We start from the raw sequence: 20207 nt of genomic DNA, 5'->3' as shown, positions 1-20207 counted from the left end.
ACCGGGCCGTCCATGGACGTCATCTTCAACGCCCCTTCCTCCCGAGCCCGTTGACAAGCCCGGTGCCGCTAGAGTCCTATAGTGCTAGGAACCTAGATGAATAGAGGAGACGGTGATCGAGTTTCACCTGGATGCCCGGTCCGGTGTCGCGCCGTACCTGCAACTGGTCCACCAGGTGCGCCGGGCCATGCGCCTGGGCCTGCTGTTCGAGGGTGACCGTCTGCCCACGGTCAAGGACGTCGCGGCCAGGGTGGCGATCAACCCCAACACCGTGCTCAAGGCGTACCGGGAGCTGGAGTACGAGGGCCTGGTCGCCAAGAAGCCGGGCGTCGGCACCTTCGTGTCCAGCACCCTCAGCGACGCGTCGCTGTCCGAACACGAGCCGCTGCGACAGGAGTTGCGCGGATGGCTCGGCCGGGCACGGGCCGCCGGGCTGGAAGAGGAGAGCATCGAGGCCCTGTTCCTGAGCACCTTCCGCACGTCCACCGAAGAGGAGCGATGACCGCCATTCTGGAAGCGAAAGGCCTGGGCAAGCGGTACGGCCGCCGCCAGGCCCTCTCGGACTGCACGATCAGCGTGCCGCCCGGCCGCGTCGTCGGCCTCGTCGGCCCCAACGGGGCCGGAAAGTCCACCCTGTTACAACTGGCCTGCGGGCTGATCGCCCCGACCTCCGGCACGATCCGGGTCCTCGGCCGGACCCCCGCGGAGGACACCGCGCAGCTCGCCAGGGTCGGGTTCGTCGCCCAGGACACCCCGACCTACTCCGCACTGTCCGTCGCGGACCACCTGCGTCTGGGCGCGCGGCTGAACCCCGCCTGGGACGCGCGGCTCGCGGACGGCCGCATCCAGGACCTCGGTCTCGACCCCGGGCAGCGCGTCGGCAGGCTCTCCGGAGGCCAGCGCGCCCAGGTCGCCCTCACCCTCGCCGTCGCCAAGCGGCCCGAACTGCTCATCCTCGACGAGCCCGTGGCAGCCCTCGACCCCCTGGCCCGCCGCGAGTTCCTCCAGGCGCTCATGGAGTACGTCGCCGAGCACGGCACCACCGTCGTCCTCTCCTCGCACCTGGTCTCCGACCTGGAGCGGGTCTGCGACCACCTGATCTCGCTCGTCGCCTCCCGGGTACAGATCGCCGGGGACGTCGACGACCTCCTGGGCACCCACTTCCGGCTGACCACCGCACGCCGCGAGGCGGACAGCCTCCCGGACGGGATGACGGTCCTGCGGGCCACGCACACCGAACGGCAGAGCACCTTCGTCGTCCGGTCCGCCGCCCCCGTCCACGACCCGGCCTGGGTCCTGGAGCCCCTCGGCCTGGAAGACCTCGTCCTGACGTACATGGCCGAGGGCGAGTCCGGCCCCGCCCGCCGATCCGCCCTGGAGGCACAGCGATGATCTGGCTGACCTGGCGCCAGTACCGCGTCCAGACCCTGGTCGCCCTCGCGGCCCTCGTCGTCGTGACGGCGGCCCTGGTGGTCACCGGGGCCGAGCTCCGGGACACCTACGACAGCACGGTCGCCGTGTGCGGCGGCGACTGCGGCCCCGCCGAGAACGCGTTCGTCACGCGGTACGAGACCCTGGCCGCCTTCGTCACCGGCCTCCTGATCGCCGTGCCGGGCCTCATGGGCGTCTTCTGGGGCGCGCCCCTGATCGCCCGCGAACTGGAGACGGGTACCCACCGGCTGATCTGGAACCAGAGCATCACCCGCACTCACTGGCTCGCCGTCAAGCTGACCACCGTCGGCCTGGCGGCCGTGGCCGTCACCGGGCTGCTCAGCCTGATGGTGACCTGGTGGGCCTCCCCGCTCGACGAGGTGAACAGCGACCGTTTCACCCCGCTCCTCTTCGACGGCCGGGGCATCGTCCCCCTCGCGTACGCGGCCTTCGCGTTCACGGCCGGAGCCTGCGCGGGACTGCTGATCCGCAGGACCGTCCCGGCGATGGCGGCGACCCTCGTCCTGTTCGCCGCGGTCCAGATCCTCGTGCCGTACGTGCTCCGCCCGCACCTCGTGGCACCCGTGCGCACCGACGTCGCGCTCAGCTCCGTCGGCGTACCGGGGGCCGGCGCCGGGAGCGGCTGGAGCGCCCGGCAGATGATGCTGTCGGGCGACGGCGACGACGCCCAGGTGACGGTCGGCCTCGTCAGGGCCGGCGCCTGGGTGGTCTCCGGCGACGCCCCGGTGCTCGACGCGGCCGGCAACGAGGCCCGGGGCGCCGAGGGGTGCGCCGTGCGGGAGACCGACCCGGGGGTGTGCTTCGCGAAGTCCGACCTCCACGTGGAGGTGGCGTACCAACCCGCCGACCGCTACTGGACGTTCCAGTGGATCGAGACGGGCGTCTTCCTGGCCCTGGCGGGTCTGCTCACCGGCTTCTGCGCCTGGTGGCTGCGCCGGCGCCTCGGCTGAGGGACCCGCGAAAGGCGGCCGAAGCCAACGCAACTGGCTTCGGCCACCGACGTGACTCCACGACCCCCGCCCGGACGGCCCGGCCGTCCGGGCGGATCACCCTCACCGGCGGCGGTGCTCCCGAGGCGCCGGCAGGAACGGATTGACGTCCCGGGGGGAGTCCTCCTCCCACTCGGGCTCGTCGGCGTAGCTGACGGGGATCCGGGTGCTGCGGCCACTGTCCGTGATGAACGGCTGGAAGGACGCGGGCTGACGGCTGCGCCCCCGCTGCCGCGGCGGTTCGCGGTCGATCGGTCCGGCCCCGTACACGACGTCGTCGCCGAGGTCGACGTGACGGCTGCTGGACGCGCCGGCAGGTGCCCGGCTCGGCCTGCGCCGGCTGCGCTCCCGCTCCGGCGGCCTCACGTCGACGGACTCACGACGCCCCCTGCGCGGCCGTGCCCCCTCGTCCTCGGAGTCCATGAGGTAACTGGGGGCGACGCTGCCGCGTCGGCGCCGGGGGCCGCTGCTCTCGGGCTGCTGACTGCCGAAGTACTCGTCCTCGTCCTCCACCGCGGCGTAGTTGACCGGAGCACGGCCACGCGTGGTCACGGGCGGCCTGCTCGACCTGCGCCGGGGGGCGGGCGCCGGAGCCTCGCTCACACGGCTCTTGCTCTCGCTGCGGCTCTTGCTCTTGCCGCGCCGCTTGCTGCCGCCGGGCGCCTGGCTCCGGCTGCGGTACGACGGACCCGCTTCCTCCTCCTCGGGGCTGTTGCTGCGCCTGCTCTCGTCACGCTTGCGCTCGAACAGGTACTTCTTCTTGCGGCTCGCGGCGGAGGCACCCTCGTCCTTCGTGGACTGACGGTGGCTGTAACCGGCCGCCTCGAGCCCTTCGTCGTCGGAGTGAGCGCTGACCATTCGCGCGCTCTCCGGCACGGCCCTCCCGCTCTCCAGGCCGTAGATGCTGTTGTGGGTACCCGGCCTCGCGTACTGGCTCGGGTGGGGCGCGGTGATGCTCACCCGCATGTCGTCGCGGCCGGTCCGCTCGGGAATCCGGGTGGTGTCCCTGATGAGCTGCTGGGTGGAGTAGCCGGGGGTTCCGCGCGGAACGCGCGGCATGTTGAAGTTCAGGAGGGGGTCCGGACCGAGGTTGCTGAGACGGCCGGCGGTCTCGGGCCGGCTGATGTCGAAGCTGTTCAGGACGGGGACGCCCTGACGCCGCAGCGCCTCACGGTTCTGCGGGTAGTCCGCGTAGTCGGGCTCCTCCTCGTACGTGGTGACGGCGATCCTGTCCGCCGCCCTGGGATCCATGCGCAACCGCGCCCGTGCGCCCGACGCGTTGGCCTCGGACAGCAGGACCTCGTCCCGGTCCTGCAGATTGTCCTCGGGCGGCCGGACCCGGCCCGCCGGGTGGAGGCCGCCCACCGTGGCCCGGGGGCCCATGATTTGCGTGGGGTACACCCTGATGCGTCCCTGAGGGGTGTCGAAGATCTCCGTGCCGTCGGATCCGGACCTGACGTACCTGCCGATGATCGGACCGTGATCGTCCACGATCTCGAACTCGAGGCCCCGGTCCGCCCTGTGCATCCTCCAGCCGTTGCCGGACACCATGCGGGCCACCGTGATGCCGCCGCCGCTTCCGGCGGTCGTGGCCGCCCCCGCCGAAACGCCGGAGCCCGGGCCCGACAGGTCGGGCATGCCGCCCCGGGCCATCCTCCGGCCGTTCGCCGAGGCCTGGAGCTCGAAGGGATCCTCCTGGCTGGAGACCGCCACGCCCGACCCGTTGTCCGTCCCCGCGACGGGGCCCATGGACTGCTGGCGCACATGGTCCAGCTCGTGGAACATCGTCTCGTCGTCCGCGCCCTGGGGGCCCACGACGATGTCATGGCCGGTGGTGTAGGCGCGGGCGCCGAAGGCCGTCGCCGAGCGCTGCGCGGCCGGATCGCTGTGTACCCGCACGTGGCGGAAGGACATGCCGTAGCCCTGTTCCGCCTTCTCCATGATGCGCGAGTCCAGCGGACGGCCGGGCGAGCGCACGGCGTCGAGCACGGACGACGGCTGTGCCGACGACCTCTCGACGGCGGGTCGTCCGGCGGTCTCGTGGCCGCAGGCGGCGCCGTGCTCGTGCCGTTCCTCCTCGATGGCACGGGCCACGACCGTGTTGCCCGCGGCGCGCTGGAGAGCCAGGACCCGTTGCGTGAACGTGGCCGGCGCCTCCGCCCGGCGGCTGCCCTCCCGGCCACCGGCCTGTCCGGCCTGTGCTCTGTACGCGCGCACGGTACTCCTCGCCACTCAACGCCTGATCAAGCATGGTCACCCTCCCCACGCGGGCGGCGGGAGGTCCGCGAGGGCAGGGTCCCGGGTGCGGGCGGGCCCGGGGGAGGGCCATGAGGGCAACGTCCGGAGCCGGGACGGTTCCGGACGGGCGGGCCCCCGCGCCGCCGGGGCGGTCAGGTGGGCTCCTGCGTATCGCCGTTCAGCACGGCGGGAAGCTCCGCCCTGCGTCGTATGCCGAGCTTCTTGTAGGTGCTGGTCAGGTGCGTCTCCACGGTACGCCGTGCCAGGTGGAGCAGTTCGGAGATCTCGGCGTTCGTCCGCCCGTCGGCGGCCAGTGCGGCGATGCGGCGTTCGCTGGCGGTCAGTGAGCCGCGGCCCGTGAGGGAGGCGTTCCTGCGGCGGGCTCCACTGGAGCGCAGGGCCAGCTCGGCGCGGCCCGACAGCCGGACCGCGCCGAGCCGTTCGGCCGCCGTCGCGGCCTCCCTGAGCAGCGGACGGGCGCTGCGAGGCTGTCCGGCGGCCGTGAGCTGGAGCCCGTGGGTGATGAGCGCGGGGATCAGCTCGACGTCGATCGACGTACCGCGCAGGACGTCGACGGCCTCCGCGGTGAGTTCGAGACCGCGCCGGCCGCCGGTGGCCGCGCCGAGGACGCGCAGCGCGCGGCCCCGGACCCGGGGCGTGTCCCACACGTCGGCGTACCGGCTCTCCTCCCCGGCGAGCGCGAGGGCCTCCGGCGTCTCCCCCAGGGAGAGGTGGCATTCGGCGGCGGCCGAGCGCCACGGTGTGACGACGGGGCTCTCCACGTCGCGATCGGACTGGCGCCTGCCGCACTCCCGGAAGTCGGCCAGCGCTCCCGCGGGATCGCCCACGGACGCCCGCAGCACACCACGCGCGTAGAGGAAACGGTTCTGTTCCCAGCCGCCCTGCGTCTCGCCGACGTCGACACCGGCGACGAGCCGTTCGGCCTCGGCGGGGCGGCCGCACTCGACGAGTGCGATCACGCGCTGGGCCAGGAAGTTGCTCGCGACGGTGCTCGGCGAGCCGTCAGGCGCCCGGGACGTTCCGGCTGTCTCCTCCAGCACCCAGCGGTAACGGCCCCGCGCGGCAGCTGTGTCCACCCGCGCGTCGATCAGCGACCGGTGGACGGGGTGCAGCGGCGACACCGAGTGCGCGGACAGCCCGGTCCTGATGATGCGTTCGGCGTCGTCCGGCGCGTCGGCCCACTGCGCCACGGCGGCTGCCGTACCCAGCAGGTAGGGCACCAGGAGCGGGTCCTCGGCGGCTGTCAGCAGCCGCCTGATCTGCCGCATCGCCGACTCCGCGGACAGCAGACCGGCCGTCGACTCGTACCGGATCAGCAGGGCGCGCAGGGCCGGGCTGATCCACTCCGGGGAGCGCTCGGCGCGCTCGCGCAGCCGGGTGTGGACGGCGCGCCGGATCTCCGGGTCGTGGTCCGAGAAGAACGCCGACGCGGTCTGGACCGTCCGGGCGAGGACGGGGTGCCCGTCCAGCGGGCCCAGATCGCGCATGACGTCGAGTGCGGCGTGCGGCTTGCCCCGGTGGGCCAGGGCGTTGCCCAGGGCGACCGCCGCCAGCACCCGGTCCCCGGGCTCCTCCTGGAGGCGCAGCGCCTCGGCGAGCCGAGGTATCCCGCCCGTCCTCAGGGTGGCGAACTCCAGTTCGCCCAGCTCCGTGAGTACGGCCGCCCGGCGCTCACGCGGCAGCGGTTCGTCCAGCGCGCGGCGCAGGTAGTGCGCGGCGGCGCCGGTCCTGCCGGCCCTGGACGCGTCGGCTGCCGCGTCGAGCAGGGCCTTGGCGACGTGCTGCGTACCGCCGGGGTCGGTACGCAGCAGATGTCCGGCCACCGCCTCGGTCCCGTGGCCACGGCGCTGGCGCAGTTCGGCCGCGCGGAGGTGCAGCGCCTGCCGGTGCGAGCGCGGCCAGCCGTCGAGGACCGCTCCGCGCAGCAGGGGGTGCGCGAAGCGCGGGACACCGGTGCCCGGCGTACGGCGCAGCAGCCCGAGACGGATCATCGCGGTCACCCAGCCGCCGACGCGGTCGGGGTCGGCACGGGTGAGCTCGGCCAGGAAGTCGGTGAACTCGTCGCCGGGTCCACGGCCCGGGCCGGGACCGTCGTGCCCGGCGGGGCCCGGGTGGGTGCCGGACACCCCGCCGTCTCCGGGCAGCCCGTGGTCCCCCTCGTCGTACCGTGCCGAGTCCTCCAGCTCGGCGAGCGCGCGGGCCACCGTGGTGCTTCCGGTGCCCGCGCTCCTCAGCCACCACGAGACCGCCGCCGCGAACGCACCCGGGTACAGCTCGGCGCAGTCCTCGGGCAGTTGCGGTTCGGGGCAGGCCCCGTCCGCCGCGCCCGCCCGGCCGCCGTGCGGGAAGACCGCCCGCAGGTCGTCGAGCAGTGCCCGCAGCAGCAGCGGGTTCCCGGCGCCCGCCCGGACGCAGCCGTCCACCCAGGTGTCGGCGGTGTCCGGTCCCAGCGCACCGCGTACGAGCTCCTCGGCGGCGGGACGGCTCAGCGGGGCCAGCGCGTGCACCCGCACCATGCCGGGTGACAGGGAGTACGCGAGGCCGGGTGCCTGCGGTGCGATGTCGTACTGCCCGCGCTCGGTCATCACCATCAGGACCGGCATCCCCGTCAGCCGCCGGGCTCCCTCGGTCAGCCAGCGCAGGGAGGCCCGGTCGGCCAGGTGCGCGTCGTCGACGGCGACGAGCAGGGGTGACCGGGCCGCGTGCCCGCACAGCAGCTGCCACAGGCGGGACGCGTATCCGAGGTGGTGCGGGGTCTCCGGGGTGTCGTCGTCGAGCCCGCCGAAATCGTGTGGCGGGTCGAGGAGTTGCCGCACGACGGCGAGAGGGACGCGGGAGCTCTCGGCGTAGGCATGGGCACGCAGCACCCGCATACCGAGGCCCGCGCCCAGTTCGGCGGCGGCCTCCAGCAGTGCGCTGCGGCCCGTGCCGGTGGGGGCGCGGAACAGGACCAGCCGCCCCGACCCGGCGACGGCCCGGCCGGCCTCCGCCGCCAGCAGGCCCAGCGCGGCATCCCGTTCGAGCAGTCCTCCGGAGGCGGGGCCGGGGCCGGACGACGGGGCCGGGATCTGAGGACAGGGGCGTGGCTGACTCGATAAGCCTGTCATGAGGACGTGCCGCCGATCTCGTGGTCGATCTCGTGGTGAGCCACGTTGGTCTCGTCCTGCCCGCGGAGGAAGGATGGACGGAGCACGAACGGTTGGCTCTGTCGAGGTAAGACGCGAGGACGTACAGGCATGGCTCTTCGGCCCCCGGTCAGGATTCCCGTGGAGGTCCACGCTTCGGACCCGCTGTCCATGGACGGAGCGGTCAGCCAGCTCCGCCGGCACTCCGAGGTGGAGCTGCTCGAGGAGGGCGCGGGCCGCCCGGGCACGGTCGCGGTCCTGCTCGCCGAGGCTCTGGACGAACCCACGCTGTCGCGGCTGAGGCGGCTGACCCGTGCGGACGGCACCAAGGCCGTCCTCGTCACGAGCCTGATCCGCGAGGCGGAACTGCTCCAGGTGATCGAGTACGGCGTCGGCGCGATCGTCTGGCGGCGTGAGGCCACGGGCCACCGCCTCCTCCGAGCGGTCCTCGCGGCCTCCCGGGGCGACGGGGATCTGCCGTCCGACCTGCTGGGACGTCTGATCGCCCAGGTCGGCACGCTGCAGCGCGGCACGACCGGTACGCCGGGCGTCACGGCGTCCGGACTGGCACCACGCGAGGTCGATGTCCTCCGGCTGGTGGCCGACGGAATGGATACCGGGGAGATTGCCAGCAAACTGTCGTACTCCGAACGCACGGTCAAGAACGTGATGCACGGTCTGACGACTCGGCTGCAGCTCCGCAACCGTGCCCATGCCGTGGCCTATGCCTTGCGGGAAGGCTACATCTGACGGACCGTCCGCCGGTGCAAGGGCCCCGAGGACAGGAGAACGGCGACACGGGGGCAGCGGGGTTGCCCCTTGATCGTCCCCCTGGTGCCTCGCGGGGCGGGCGGCCGGGCGGTGACGATGGGGTGGGGCGCTCCATGCCGGGGTGCCCCTGACCGGCCGGACCACGGACGGTTCGGCCGAGCGCAGTGACAGGCCGATCCGCGACAGGTCGATACATGACAGGTCGTTCCGTGACGGTTCGTTCGGCGACGAGCGTTCCCGGGACGGGCAGCGACCGTGAAGGGCAGAGCCACCGTGATCCACGAGGTGGATGACATCCTGAGAGGGCTGCTCGTCCGCGGCGCCTTCGCCGGGTCCGACGTCGAGGTCACCTTCGACGCACCCACGCGCGACTGGGCGGCCCGGCGCAACGCCCCGACCATCGACGCGTACCTCTACGACATCCGCGAGGACACCAAGCGCCGCCAGCGCGGCAAGGTGTCGGTCCGCGACGAGCAGGGGATCACGCTCAGACAGCACCAGCCGCCACGCTGGTTCCGGCTCTCGTACCTCGTCACGGCCTGGACCAAGCGCCCGCAGGACGAACACCGGATGCTCTCCGCCGTGCTGCACACCCTGCTGCCCAAGGAGATCCTCCCCCCGGAGGACCTGACCGGCACACTCGCCGGGCTCGGCCTCTCCGTCCCGCTGACCGTCGCGGGGCTGCACACCGAGGCCCGGTCGCTCGCGGACATCTGGTCCGCGCTCGGCGGCGAACTCAAGCCCTCGCTCGACGTGGTGATCACCGCGCCCTTCCTGGGATACCCCGAATACAAGGTCGGCCCGCCCGTCACGGAGGGGCTCGGCGTCCAGGTACGCGGTGCGGACGGCCGGCCCGACGACGGTCCCGCGCGTCACCACAGCGCGCAGAGCGTCGAAGAGGCCAAGCAAGCCTTCACGAAGAAGCACGGCACGACGGGAACGCCTCAGGAGCAGCGCACGTGAGCGACTCCTCCTCCCTTCTGCTCGAGCGGCTCGCCGGACTGCGCGAGCGGGTGGCCTTGCTCGTCGAGCACCGCAGCGCCACCGACCCGACGGCCACCGATCCGATGCGCGGGATGTATCTGACGGATGAAGCGGTGCGTCATCTGCTGTCCGGGGGCACGGAACATGCGGAACATCCCCCGGGCCCGGACGGGCCGGACGGGCCCGGGGAACCGGACACGGCCGCGGACCGGGACACCGCGGAGGGTCCCGACGGGACTGCGAGGTCCGAGCCGTCCGAGCTGTCCGAGCCGTCCGAGCCGTCCGAGGAGGACCGCCTTCACTGGCTCGCCCACTGGCTGCGCCTCAGCCCGCTCGACACACACATCCTCCTGATCGCGCTGGCGCCCGACCTGGACCGCACGTTCGAGTCGCTGTACGCCTATCTCAACGACGACGTCACACGCCGCAGGGCGACCGTGGCGCTCGCGCTCGACCTGTGCGGGGTGCCCACGCACTCCGCGGCGGGGCGGTCCAGGTTCCATCCGGCCGCGCGGCTGATCGCACGCGGGCTGGTCGAGGTGGACGAACCCGAACGTCCCTTCCTCAGCCGCTCCCTGCGCGTCCCCGACCGGGTCGTGGCCCATCTGCTCGGTGACGACACACCGGACCCGGCGCTGGACGGGACCGTACGCCTGCTCCCGTACCTGCCCCTCGAGCGCGCGGACGGCGCGGAGGGCGCGGAGGGCAGCGGCGCGGCGCACGGCATCGACCCGTTGGCGCGGAGGCTGGCCGAGCGGCTCTCGGAACGCCCGCTCGCGGTCTATCTGCGGGAGCACCGTGACGGCGACGGGCTGGCCTTCGCCACCGTCGCCCTCGGCGCGGCCGGTATCCCGGCCCTGCATCTCGTCCCGGGGAAGGGCCCGTCGGAGCACCGTACCGAGGAGCACACGCCGGTGGAACGCGCGCCGGCCGAGCACATCCCCTACCGGGAACTGCTCCGCGAGGCACGGCTGACGGGCCGCGCCGTCGTGGTGAGCTCGCTGCCCGAGAGGCCCGGGGCGCTGATCCGGGCGCTCGCGGTGAACGATGTCCCGGTGCTGTTCGCGGACCCGCGCCCGTACGACCCGCAGTGGTGCGACGGGGGACACGACCCGGTCGTGCTGGACGCGCCCCGGCAGCGTGCCGGCGATCTCGACGCCTGGCGGGCCGCGCTCGGCCCCGAGGAGCCGGAGTTCGACCTGGCTCCGGTGGTCGCCGCCTACCGGCTGGGACCCGGCGGCATCGACCGTGCGTCGCGTGCGGCGCTGGACCTCGCCGCGTTCCACGGGACGCGGCTGTCCGCCGCGCACCTGCGGCTCGCGGCCCGGCAGCAGTCCGCGTCGGGCCTCGAGCGGCACGCCCGCCGCATCCGGCCCGACGTCGGCTGGAACGACCTCGTCCTGCCCGAGGGACCGCTGGCGCAGCTGCGGGAACTGGTCCTGCGCGCCCAGCACCGCGACCAGGTCCTGGGGGACTGGCGGCTGAGCGCGGGCGGCGGGCGCGGACGGGGCGTGGTGGGGCTGTTCGCGGGCGACTCCGGCACGGGCAAGACGCTCTCCGCCGAGGTGGTCGCGGGTGAACTCGGCCTCGATCTCTACGTCGTGCAGCTGCCGTCCGTCGTGGACAAGTACGTCGGTGAGACGGAGAAGAACCTGGAGCGGATCTTCACCGAGGCCGACCGCACGGACGCGGTGCTGCTCTTCGACGAGGCGGACGCGGTCTTCGGCAAGCGCTCCGAGGTCAGCAGCTCCAACGACCGCCACGCGAACATGGAGAGCGCCTATCTCCTGCAGCGTCTGGAGTCGTTCGACGGCATCGCCCTGCTGACCACCAACCTGCGCTCGAACATCGACGACGCGTTCACACGCCGGCTGGACCTGGTGGTCGACTTCCCCTTCCCCGACGAGGATCAGCGACTGGCGCTGTGGCGGCACAGCCTCGCCCATGTCCCGTGCGCCGACGACATCGATCCGGCCTCCTGCGCGGCTGACTTCGAGCTGGCGGGCGGCTCGATCCGCAGCGCGGTCGTCACGGCCGCGTACGCGGCGGCGGGCCGCGGTGACGGCGTGTCGACGAAGGACCTGCTGGCGGGCGCCCAGCGCGAATACCGCAAGGCGGGGCGGCTGGTGCTGGACGACGCGTCCTGGTAGGCCGGTCACGCCCGCGGCCCGTGACCCACCGTCCTGGTGGGTCACGGGCCGCGTGCGTGCCGGAGGGGGCCCCTCTACTCCATCGGGGCCGGGAGCCAGTCCTTGGCCACGACCGTGCCGGGCTTGTCCTGGCCGTTGATCCAGCCGAGCTTCGTCTTGTTGAGCGTCGTCTCGTCGAGGACGCCGGTCTTCTCGGCCACGAACAGGCCCTGGTACTCCTTGATCCTGTCGAAGAGGCCCTGTGACGGCTTCTCCTTGAGCTGGACGTGCTTGCGCAGGTAGTCGATGTTGGCCTTCGTGCACGCGACCGTGATCGCCAGGTCGCCGTCGTCGATCTCGGCCTGCGTGCCCCAGAGCAGGACGTTACGCACCCACGGAACCTCCGGGCTGGCCACGTTCGCGTCCAGCGGCACCGTCTTCGCGGCGGCGAAGTGCGATGCCAGGAGCGCCGTCATCGTGGAGCGGCCCAGATTGCCGAGTCCGTCGTTCTCCGCCAGCTGACTGAAGGCGCCGTACTTCGTGTCGTTGGACTGCTGGAAGCACTTCAGCGCCTTCTCGGTCGCCTCGTCCAGCTTGCCCACCGTGTGCGTGGCGGTCAGCTTGCAGCCACCTGCCCCCTGGACCAGCCGCACCTGCGCGAACTGCACGAAGAGGTTCGGCTTGTCCTCCGAGGTGATGGGCAGCGGGCCCCGCTCGACCTTCTCCTCCTCCTTCTCCTTCTCGGGCTTCTCCTCCCCACCGCCGCCGCCCGACGCCTCCGGCTCCTCGGAGGGCTCGGGCTCCTGCGTGGGCTTCGGGGCCGGCTGCTCCGGCGGTTCCTCGGGCAGGGCGGCGGCCGCCGCCTGCTCCATCTTCGGCTGCGCGAGGGTGCGGACCGGCGCCTTGTAGGTGAACCAGAGCACGAGGCCCGTGATGGTGAGAGCGAGCAGCAGGCTCAGCGTGGTCATCATCCAGAGCGGCAGCAGGCTGCGCTGCACGTACGTCCCGTTCACCGCCAGGGGCTCGAACCCCGAGCGGCGCACCGACAGTTCGTAGGGCCGTTCCTGCTTCTGCCCCACCCAGGTGATCTGCCGGGGCTTGAGGGTCGTGTCGACGAAGGCGGCGCGGCCGGGCTGGATCTGGACGTTGGCCGGGACGATCTCGTACGAGAGGTCGTCGCTGGTCTTGTCGCCGCCGCCGATCGACGCCGTGAGGACGGTGTTGCCCAGGTTGTCGACGGCCAGCTTGGGCCGGCCCCTGAAGCGCCCCTTGACGGTCTGCGGGACCAGCTCGGCGCGCACCTCCATGAACGTGGTGAAGGTGACGTTCCCCTCGGCGACCGTGGTGGTCTCGGGGTGCTCGGTGGGCAGGACGCGCACACCGTACGGGTGCGGCCCCGCGGTCGCGTCGGGGGTTCTGGGCGGGGCGAACGTCAGCTCCACGATCCCGGTGGTGCCTGGAAAGAGCCTGATGGACGGCGGTTCCACCGAGACGTACGGTGCGACGTCGCCGACCGCCTCGAAACGGTACTCGTCGACGACGTCGCCGGTGTTGCGCAGACGGAGTCGCACGGTGGTGCTGCTGCCCGGGTCGACCGTGGTCGAGGCGGGCTCCAGGGAGGTCCAGGTGGTCACCGGACGGACGCTACTGCCCGCCGGGGAGGCGACGTCAGAGGCTGTGGGGTAGTGCCACTGCCCGAAAGGCGGCGCGCGCTGCCCTCGGAACCCTTAGCGTGCGACCCCGTCCGGGGGGCGCCGGACCGTGCCCGCGCCCGTATTCCGCGGCGCGGGGACCGGCGGCCTTCCGACGGACCCCGTCAGGAGCCCTGGTGGCGCGGGAGGGCCACGGGGTCTGCCCGCGTTGCCCCTGGGGGCACGTCCGGTGCCCCCGACAAGGCACCGGAGGACGTTTACCCGCGTGTACCCGGGCCGCGAGGGTTGAGTCTGGTCCTGTATCGGTACCCCGAGGAGAGCAGAGCATGCCGTCTTACCTGTCGCCGGGCGTGTACGTGGAAGAGGTGGCGAGCGGCTCTCGTCCGATCGAGGGGGTCGGCACCTCGGTGGCCGCGTTCGTCGGTCTGGCGCCCGACGGTCCTCTGAACGAGCCGACGCTGGTCACCAACTGGACCCAGTACGTCGCCTCCTTCGGCGAGTTCACCGACGGGTACTTCCTGGCCCACTCGGTGTACGGGTTCTTCAACAACGGCGGGTCCGCCGCCTATGTGGTCCGTGTGGGCGGGGCGCCCGGCGGAGTGGCCGGCACGACGGGTGAAGGCGCCGACGCGGTCGGCGGACAGCGCGGCCGGGCGGCTGTCGCCGGCGGTACGGCGCCCGCCGCACTGACGGCCGGGGAGCCCGCGGCTCTGGGCACGTTCAAGGTGTCGGCCGTCGCGCCCGGCGAGAGCGGCACCCTCAGCGTCGAGGTCACGGACGCGGAGGGCGAGGGCCCGGCCGAGCGCTTCCGGCTGGTCGTCAAGGACGGCGCGAAGGCCGTCGAGACCTTCGACGTCTCGGCGAAGAAGAGCGCCCGCAACTACGTGGTCACGCAGGTCAAGGAACGCTCCAAGCTGATCTCCGTGCTGGAAGGGGCCGCGGCCTCGCAGCTCGCCCGCCCCGACAACCAGACGGTCACGCTCGACGTGCCCGCGGCCGCCGCTCAGGCCCCCGCGGTCCCGGACGCGGCGGAGGGCGAGTCGGTCGGCATCGCCGAGTACCTGGGCGACTCCTCGGACCGTACCGGCTTCGGCGGCCTCGAGGCGGTGGACGAGATCTCGATGGTCGCCGTCCCCGACCTGATGGCCGCCTACCAGCGCGGCGCGATCGACCTGGAGGCCGTGAAGGCCGTACAGCTCGGTCTGATCGCCCACTGCGAACTGATGGGTGACCGGCTGGCGATCATCGACCCGCCGCCCGGCCTCAACGCCCGGCAGATCCGCGTGTGGCGCCAGGAGACCTCCAACTACGACTCCAAGTACGCCGCGCTCTACTACCCGTGGATCAAGGTCTTCGACCCGGCCGGCGGCCAGACCCGGCTGATCCCGCCGAGCGGCCACGTCGCCGGCATCTGGGCCCGCAACGACTCCGAGCGCGGCGTGCACAAGGCCCCCGCCAACGAGGTCGTACGCGGCGCCGTGGACCTGGAGATGCAGATCACCCGGGGCGAGCAGGACCTGCTCAACCCGATCGGCGTCAACTGCATCCGCACGTTCCCCGGCCGCGGCATCCGCGTCTGGGGTGCGCGCACCCTCTCCTCCGACCCGGCCTGGCGCTACCTCAACGTCCGCAGGTACTTCAACTACCTGGAGGAGTCGATCCTCAACGGCACGCAGTGGGTGGTGTTCGAGCCCAACGACCAGGCGCTCTGGGCCCGGATCAGGCGGAACATCTCCGCGTTCCTGGTGACGGAGTGGCGCAGCGGCGCACTGTTCGGCGCCACGCCGGAGGACGCCTACTACGTGAAGTGCGACGCCGAGACCAACCCGCCGGAGTCGGTGGACCTGGGACGGGTCATCTGCCAGATCGGTGTCTCGCCGGTCAAGCCCGCCGAGTTCGTGATCTTCCGGCTGGCCCAGTTCTCCGGCGGCAGCGGCGAGTTGGAGGAGTAGACGTCGCAGCCTCCGGCTCCCGCTCGACTTCACGCACAGCCACAGGTCCAGCCTCAGTAGAAGGAACGGCTTTTCATGAGTCTCTCCCAGGGTGACGCCCTCACTACCCACAACTTCGGCCTCCAGATCGACGGAGTCATGGTCGAGTACCTCCACGCCGTGGGCGAGGTGGGGATGGAACAGGACGTCATCGAGTACCAGCAGGTCTCGGCGAACGGCCAGCCGATCACCAAGAAGATGCCCGGTGTGAAGAAGGCCGGCGAGACCACCGTCACGCGCGGCATGGAGCAGTCCACCGCGTTCAACGAGTGGATCAACGCCTCGCTGCGCGGCGACATGGGCTCGGCCCGTAAGAACGCGAGCATCATCTACATGGACTACCAGTACAACCCGGTCCGGCGTCAGCACCTGCGCAACGCCTGGTGCACCAAGGTGATGGGCGCGGCGGCGACGGCCGGCGAGGCCTCGGTGATGACCGAGACCGTCACGATCGTCTACGAAGAGCTGGTCACCGAGTAATGCGCCGCGGACCTGCCAGGCCCGCCACCGACGCCGCTGCCGCCACGTCCGCTCACGCGGACGTGGCGGCCCCGGCCGTCGCCCCGGCGGAAGCACCGCCCGTACGGCAGCAGTTGCGGACCGAGTTCGCGTTCGAGCTGCCGCGCGGGTACGTGGACGACATGGGAACCGTGCACCGCGAGGGCGTCATGCGACTGGCGACCGCCCGGGACGAACTGATCCCGCTGCGGGACATGCGGGTGCAGGAGAACCCCGCGTACCTCTCGGTGGTGCTGCTCGGCCGGGTCATCACCCAGCTGGGCACCGTGGCACACATGCACGACGGGGTGGTGGAGAACATGTTCGCCTCCGACCTCGCCTTCCTCCAGGACTTCTACCGTCAGGTCAACGCCGAGGGCCACACCAGGGCCGGCGTGTCCTGCCCGCACTGCGAGCAGCCCTTCGAGGTCGAGCTCGGCGGGAGCCGCCTGGGGGAATCGTGACGTACGCGACCGACCGTATCCATGAGGAGATCGCGTACATCGCCTACCACTTCCACTGGAACCTCGACGACATTCTGGACCTGGAACACCGTGAGCGGCGGCGATTCGCCGATCAGATCGCCACGTTGGTGACGCGTGCTGCAACGGAGCGGTGATGGGTATCTTCGACCGGCTCAAGGGCCGGGGCCGAGGCGGTAATCAGAGCCAGGGCCCGGAGCGCGGTGCGGGCGGGGACGGTACCGTACCGGGCCCTGCCCCCGAGCCGTCCGCCGGCGACGGCGCGGGCACGGCTTCCGGTGTTCCCGGCAGGGGCCGGGACTGGGCCGGTCTGCCGCCGATCCGGCTCGCCACGCTGGCGCCGGCGAGGCAGACGGTCGCGTCCGCGGAGTTCGCCGGCTCGCTGGCCGCCTGGCAGAACCCGTCCTTCTCCGGGACGCTCTCGCACGCCGTCCTGGCCGATGCTCCGACCGGCCTCATCAAGGACACACAGTCGTTCACCCTGGGATCCGGGGCGGCCCGCCCCGGCGAGACCGGGCTCTCCCCGGCCACGGCTGTCGTCGACGCTGGCGCCGGAGACGCTGAGAGCGGCGGCCCGGGGGGCCGGGGCCACTGGCAGGGGCCGTCGGTCCAGCGCGCCCTGGGGCCGCGGGTCGCGCCCGTACAGCCCCGGCGGGGTCCCGCGCCCTCGCCACTGACACGGGCCTCCGCCCCGAACACGGGCCGGCGCAGGGTGCTTCCCGTGGCGGCGCCGGTGAGGACGACGCCGGGAAAGGCGAGGCCTGCCCAGGCGTCCGCGCCTTCGTCCGCGCCTTCGTCTGTGCCTGCGACCTCACCTTCGGCTTCCGCCCCCTCGTCCCCGGCTCCCGTCCCGCGCTCTCCCCTTTCTCCCCCCGTCCGTTCCTCCGCGGCTCCGCCTCCTGCTGCCGCTGTTCGCGTCCAGCGAGCGGAGGGGGAACGGGGCGGGCCCAGCGGCGGCTCCGCGCGCGTCGAGCCTTCGGCTCCCCGGCGACCGGGCCCGGCAGGCGGGCCCGCGACGGCGTCCCCGCCGGACAGGACCCCTCCCGCTCGCACGTCCTCACTTCCGGTACAGCGACCGGTGCAACGACGTGAGGCGAGCGCTCCCGCCAGGGTGCCCGGACCGGCGGGCACCGTGCCGCCCCGCCGCTCGCCGCTCGGGCCTCCGCTGGCCGGACCGGTCGTTCCGCCGGCCTCCCAGGCCTCGCGGACCTCACCGGAGCAGCGGGGCCGTGGCACCGCCGGCCCTGTCGTGCGGCCGTCCCCGCAGGGGCCGGATTCGCGCGCGGTTCCGCCCCCGGGCCTCTCCGGGGGCGGAGTGACGTCGGGGCGGGCGCCGGCGCCCGGCGGTGGCGGGAACGGTGGAACGCCGCCTGCGCGCAGGACACCTGCGGCCGGGCCGACGCCTGCCGCACGCCCGGCCGGCACTTCGGGAGCGGACACGCCTGGATCCGGTGCACCGGAAACGGGTACGCCCGTATCCCGTGCGCCCCTGTCCCGTGCGCCCGAGTCCCGTCCGGCTGTCCGGCCGAGGCTGGGCGCTCCGTCGAGTCTGCCTGTCGGCGGTGAGGCGGTCCGTCCGGCGACTGCGCCGACGGTGCGTCAGCAGCCTGGGGACCCGGCTCCCGGCCACGCACCCCGCGTACAGCGTCCGCCGGTGGCCGGTGGGCCGCCGAGCGCCTCGGCTCCGCGACCCGCACCGGCACCCGTGGTCCCCGCCGCCCCCGCACTGCCCGTGCAGCGGCGTGCCGCGACTGACGCCGAGTCACCGGGCCTGCCACCGGGCGGGCGCCGGCCTGCGAGTCCCGCGGTCGGCCCGGTGACCGGGACCGGATCCTCCAAGTCCTCGCAGCCCGCCGGCCCTCCCGAGTCCTCCAGTGCTTTCGGCTCTCCCGGTTCCCGCACCGCCGCCGTACAGCCCGTCGTTGCGACGCGTGCGTCCGAAATCGCTGGTGGTTCGGCCACGGGGAGGACCGGCGATCCTACGACGGTGCAGCGGCTCGCCGCTCCGGGGGCGGCCGACGACGTCGCCGTGCCGACGCCGAGCGGTCCGGCCGGTGGGGGAGGGCCGACGGGCCGACCGCCGGTGCGCCGGCTCGGTGCCCCCTCGTCCCGCCCCACGCCCTCGTCCGGCCCGCGTGCCGACGCTCCCACGGTGCCCGCCGCACCTGCTCGGCCGCTGGTCGGCTCCGGCGGGGGCCGGAGCGACAGAGGCGCACCGCCGGTGACGCGGCCCGTGGTGGCAGGCGGCTCCGGAGCCGCCCGCCCGGCCGCCGAGCCGACCGTGCAGCGGGCAATCCGGCCCGGCGTGCCGGTACGTCGGCCGGAGACGGCTTCGGCCGTCCCACCGGCGAGCCGCACACGATCAGTACCCGTGCACGGCGCTCCCGATCCCGTACCCGGTTCCGGTCCCGTGGAGCGGGGGCCGGTTCGGGCCGTCGCGAGCGACGCGTCCGGATCGCGCCGTCCGGGCGGCGCGCCGCCCGTGCAGAGGTCGCCCCAGGCCGCGCCCTCCCCGACGCCCACCTCGGCCCTGGGCTCCGCCCCGGCCTCCTCCACCCCCGTGGCCCCGTCGGGCGCACTGCCGTCCGTGGTGCGCTCGCCCGCCGTGTCCCTCGGGCCTGCCGCACCCCTGACGTCGACCGGCGTGCCTCCGGTGTCGCGGTCCCTGCCGGTCGCCCCGCTGGTGGGTTCCTCACGGCCGGTCACGGCGGCGGGGTTCACGCCGGCGCCGGTGCCGACGGGGCCCGCAGCGCGTGCCGAGGCGGCGGGCAGTGTCTCTGCTGCCGTCTCGCGGCGAGCCGGCGGTGCCCCCGTGGCCGGTGCCACTCCTGCCGCCGTGCGGCGCGCCGCCGCGCCCGGGGCACCCGCGCTCCCGGGCGTCCGCAGCGCCGCCGTTCCACGGCCCTCGCAGTCGCCGGCCCCCACGCGGTCGCCGGCCCCCACGTCGCCGACGAGGAGTGCGCCGACCGCCGTGCGTCTGCGGCGTGTCCGGACCGGTGCGCCGGCAGGTACGCCCCAGGGGACCACCGGTACCGCCGGCGCCCGGCGGCCTGCCGTACAGCGTTCCGCAGAGTCGTCGTCGCCGCCTCCCGCCGCCCGTCCACTGCCCCGGACAGCCGCCCCCGTCCGTCCCGCGGCCGTCCCCACCACGGCGTCCGCGCCCGCACGGTCCGGCCACGAAGGACGCCGTCCCGACGGTGCCGCCCCCGCCGTCCCGCTCGTACAGCGCTCCGTACCGGTGCCCGCGCCGACGCCTGGCGCCCCGGTCGTCCAGCGCTCCGCGCCGACGCCTCGCGCCGTGGGCGTGCCTCCGTCGGCGTCTCGCGTCCCGGCCGTTCCCGTGCCGGTGCCGCCCGTCCCCGCCGGGATCGCCCGTACGCCCCAGGTGGACGTCCCGGGCGGTCCCCGGGCCGCCCACACGCCCGGGACCCCGGGTCTCCCGTTGCCCGCCCCTGTGGCCCGGCCCGTCCGGAGCCCCGTGGTGTCCCTGGCGCCCGCCCGGCACGCTCCGGCCGCCGCGCTCCCCGTGCAGCGGGCCCCCGCACGCGCGGCCGAGGCACCCGCTCCGCCACCGGTCGCGGCCCCGGCCCCGGCCCGGGCGCCGGCACCCGCCCCCAGGCGTGTGACCGCACCGCCTCGTGCCACCTCCGTCCCGGTGCAGCGGAGCGGAGGCGGGGAGGGCACGGACAGGCCCGCGCCCTCCGTGACGAGCCAGTTGCATCCACGTGAGCTGAAGGAGGACCAGGTGGCGGAGCTGGTCCACCGGCTGATCGGGCCGATGACCCGGCTGCTGCGCACCGAGCTGCGGCTCGACCGTGAGCGGATCGGCAAGCTGCGCGACCCGCGCCACTGACAGGCCCCGCGAGAAAACCCCG

At 73.5% G+C, this 20207-nt stretch carries 14 protein-coding genes; 11 read left to right on the top strand and 3 right to left on the bottom strand.

Annotation, left to right across the window (positions count from 1 at the left end):
• The first annotated feature begins 112 nt into the window (after positions 1–112).
• The 3 genes from LWJ43_RS09100 to LWJ43_RS09090 are packed head-to-tail and all read left to right on the top strand — an operon-like array spanning position 113 to position 2402.
• Positions 113–502 (top strand): GntR family transcriptional regulator, encoded by a 390-nt coding sequence (locus LWJ43_RS09100; RefSeq protein ID WP_277331780.1) that lies wholly within the window; start codon positions 113–115, stop codon positions 500–502.
• On the top strand, positions 499–1392 hold the full coding sequence (locus tag LWJ43_RS09095) for an ABC transporter ATP-binding protein (protein ID WP_277331779.1): 894 nt from the start codon (positions 499–501) through the stop codon (positions 1390–1392). The genes LWJ43_RS09100 and LWJ43_RS09095 overlap by 4 nt, the downstream gene beginning before the upstream one ends.
• Positions 1389–2402 (top strand): ABC transporter permease, encoded by a 1014-nt coding sequence (locus LWJ43_RS09090; protein ID WP_277331778.1) that lies wholly within the window; start codon positions 1389–1391, stop codon positions 2400–2402. Before LWJ43_RS09095 ends, LWJ43_RS09090 begins: the two co-directional genes overlap by 4 nt.
• A 102-nt stretch (positions 2403–2504) precedes the next feature.
• Here LWJ43_RS09090 and LWJ43_RS09085 read toward each other — a convergent pair whose 3' ends face one another.
• Together LWJ43_RS09085 and LWJ43_RS09080 are read right to left on the bottom strand one after the other, a co-directional pair.
• Entirely contained in the window at positions 2505–4658 is a 2154-nt protein-coding gene (locus LWJ43_RS09085; protein ID WP_277331777.1) for an eCIS core domain-containing protein, read from the bottom strand.
• 173 nt (positions 4659–4831) lie between these two features.
• Complete coding sequence (locus tag LWJ43_RS09080) at positions 4832–7807, bottom strand: LuxR C-terminal-related transcriptional regulator (RefSeq protein ID WP_277331776.1); 2976 nt, start codon at positions 7805–7807, stop codon at positions 4832–4834.
• A 129-nt stretch (positions 7808–7936) separates the two neighbouring features.
• On the opposite strand from LWJ43_RS09080, the gene LWJ43_RS09075 reads away from it, so the two are divergent.
• The 3 genes from LWJ43_RS09075 (at position 7937) to LWJ43_RS09065 (ending at position 11730) form a co-directional block, all read left to right on the top strand.
• A complete protein-coding gene (locus LWJ43_RS09075) occupies positions 7937–8575 on the top strand; it encodes a helix-turn-helix transcriptional regulator (RefSeq protein ID WP_277331775.1) in 639 nt (212 codons plus the stop codon).
• Between the two features lie 294 nt (positions 8576–8869).
• Entirely contained in the window at positions 8870–9559 is a 690-nt protein-coding gene (locus tag LWJ43_RS09070; RefSeq protein WP_277335843.1) for a Pvc16 family protein, read from the top strand.
• Positions 9556–11730 (top strand): ATP-binding protein, encoded by a 2175-nt coding sequence (locus tag LWJ43_RS09065; protein ID WP_277331774.1) that lies wholly within the window; start codon positions 9556–9558, stop codon positions 11728–11730. Before LWJ43_RS09070 ends, LWJ43_RS09065 begins: the two co-directional genes overlap by 4 nt.
• 74 nt (positions 11731–11804) lie before the next feature.
• Here LWJ43_RS09065 and LWJ43_RS09060 read toward each other — a convergent pair whose 3' ends face one another.
• Entirely contained in the window at positions 11805–13343 is a 1539-nt protein-coding gene (locus LWJ43_RS09060) for a COG1470 family protein (RefSeq protein ID WP_277331773.1), read from the bottom strand.
• A gap of 344 nt (positions 13344–13687) precedes the next feature.
• Here LWJ43_RS09060 and LWJ43_RS09055 point away from each other — a divergent pair, with 344 nt between their 5' ends.
• From LWJ43_RS09055 to LWJ43_RS09035, 5 genes are all read left to right on the top strand, one after another.
• Positions 13688–15313 (top strand): phage tail sheath family protein, encoded by a 1626-nt coding sequence (locus LWJ43_RS09055; protein ID WP_277331772.1) that lies wholly within the window; start codon positions 13688–13690, stop codon positions 15311–15313.
• A gap of 75 nt (positions 15314–15388) precedes the next feature.
• A complete protein-coding gene (locus tag LWJ43_RS09050) occupies positions 15389–15832 on the top strand; it encodes a phage tail protein (protein ID WP_014153883.1) in 444 nt (147 codons plus the stop codon).
• Complete coding sequence (locus tag LWJ43_RS09045; RefSeq protein ID WP_277331771.1) at positions 15832–16314, top strand: hypothetical protein; 483 nt, start codon at positions 15832–15834, stop codon at positions 16312–16314. The genes LWJ43_RS09050 and LWJ43_RS09045 overlap by 1 nt, the downstream gene beginning before the upstream one ends.
• Positions 16311–16469: a DUF6760 family protein gene (locus tag LWJ43_RS09040; RefSeq protein ID WP_198959632.1), complete on the top strand. Its 159-nt coding sequence runs from the start codon at positions 16311–16313 to the stop codon at positions 16467–16469. Before LWJ43_RS09045 ends, LWJ43_RS09040 begins: the two co-directional genes overlap by 4 nt.
• Before the next feature lie 3485 nt (positions 16470–19954).
• On the top strand, positions 19955–20185 hold the full coding sequence (locus tag LWJ43_RS09035) for a hypothetical protein (RefSeq protein WP_277331770.1): 231 nt from the start codon (positions 19955–19957) through the stop codon (positions 20183–20185).
• Positions 20186–20207 lie beyond the last annotated feature (22 nt).

It is taken from the genome of Streptomyces sp. JH34 (assembly GCF_029428875.1).
Classification (GTDB): domain Bacteria; phylum Actinomycetota; class Actinomycetes; order Streptomycetales; family Streptomycetaceae; genus Streptomyces.
The sequence above is the reverse complement of the archived record's forward strand: the minus strand, read 5'-3'. Positions and strand labels throughout refer to the sequence as shown.

Bases quoted from the DNA above. Each gene is read 5' to 3' on its own strand.
- LWJ43_RS09075 (WP_277331775.1), top strand. From the start codon at position 7,937: ATGGCTCTTCGGCCCCCGGTCAGGATTCCCGTGGAGGTCCACGCTTCG.
- LWJ43_RS09050 (WP_014153883.1), top strand. From the start codon at position 15,389: ATGAGTCTCTCCCAGGGTGACGCCCTCACTACCCACAACTTCGGCCTC.
- LWJ43_RS09055 (WP_277331772.1), top strand. From the start codon at position 13,688: ATGCCGTCTTACCTGTCGCCGGGCGTGTACGTGGAAGAGGTGGCGAGC.
- LWJ43_RS09090 (WP_277331778.1), top strand. From the start codon at position 1,389: ATGATCTGGCTGACCTGGCGCCAGTACCGCGTCCAGACCCTGGTCGCC.
- LWJ43_RS09045 (WP_277331771.1), top strand. From the start codon at position 15,832: ATGCGCCGCGGACCTGCCAGGCCCGCCACCGACGCCGCTGCCGCCACG.
- LWJ43_RS09095 (WP_277331779.1), top strand. From the start codon at position 499: ATGACCGCCATTCTGGAAGCGAAAGGCCTGGGCAAGCGGTACGGCCGC.
- LWJ43_RS09080 (WP_277331776.1), bottom strand. From the start codon at position 7,807: ATGACAGGCTTATCGAGTCAGCCACGCCCCTGTCCTCAGATCCCGGCC.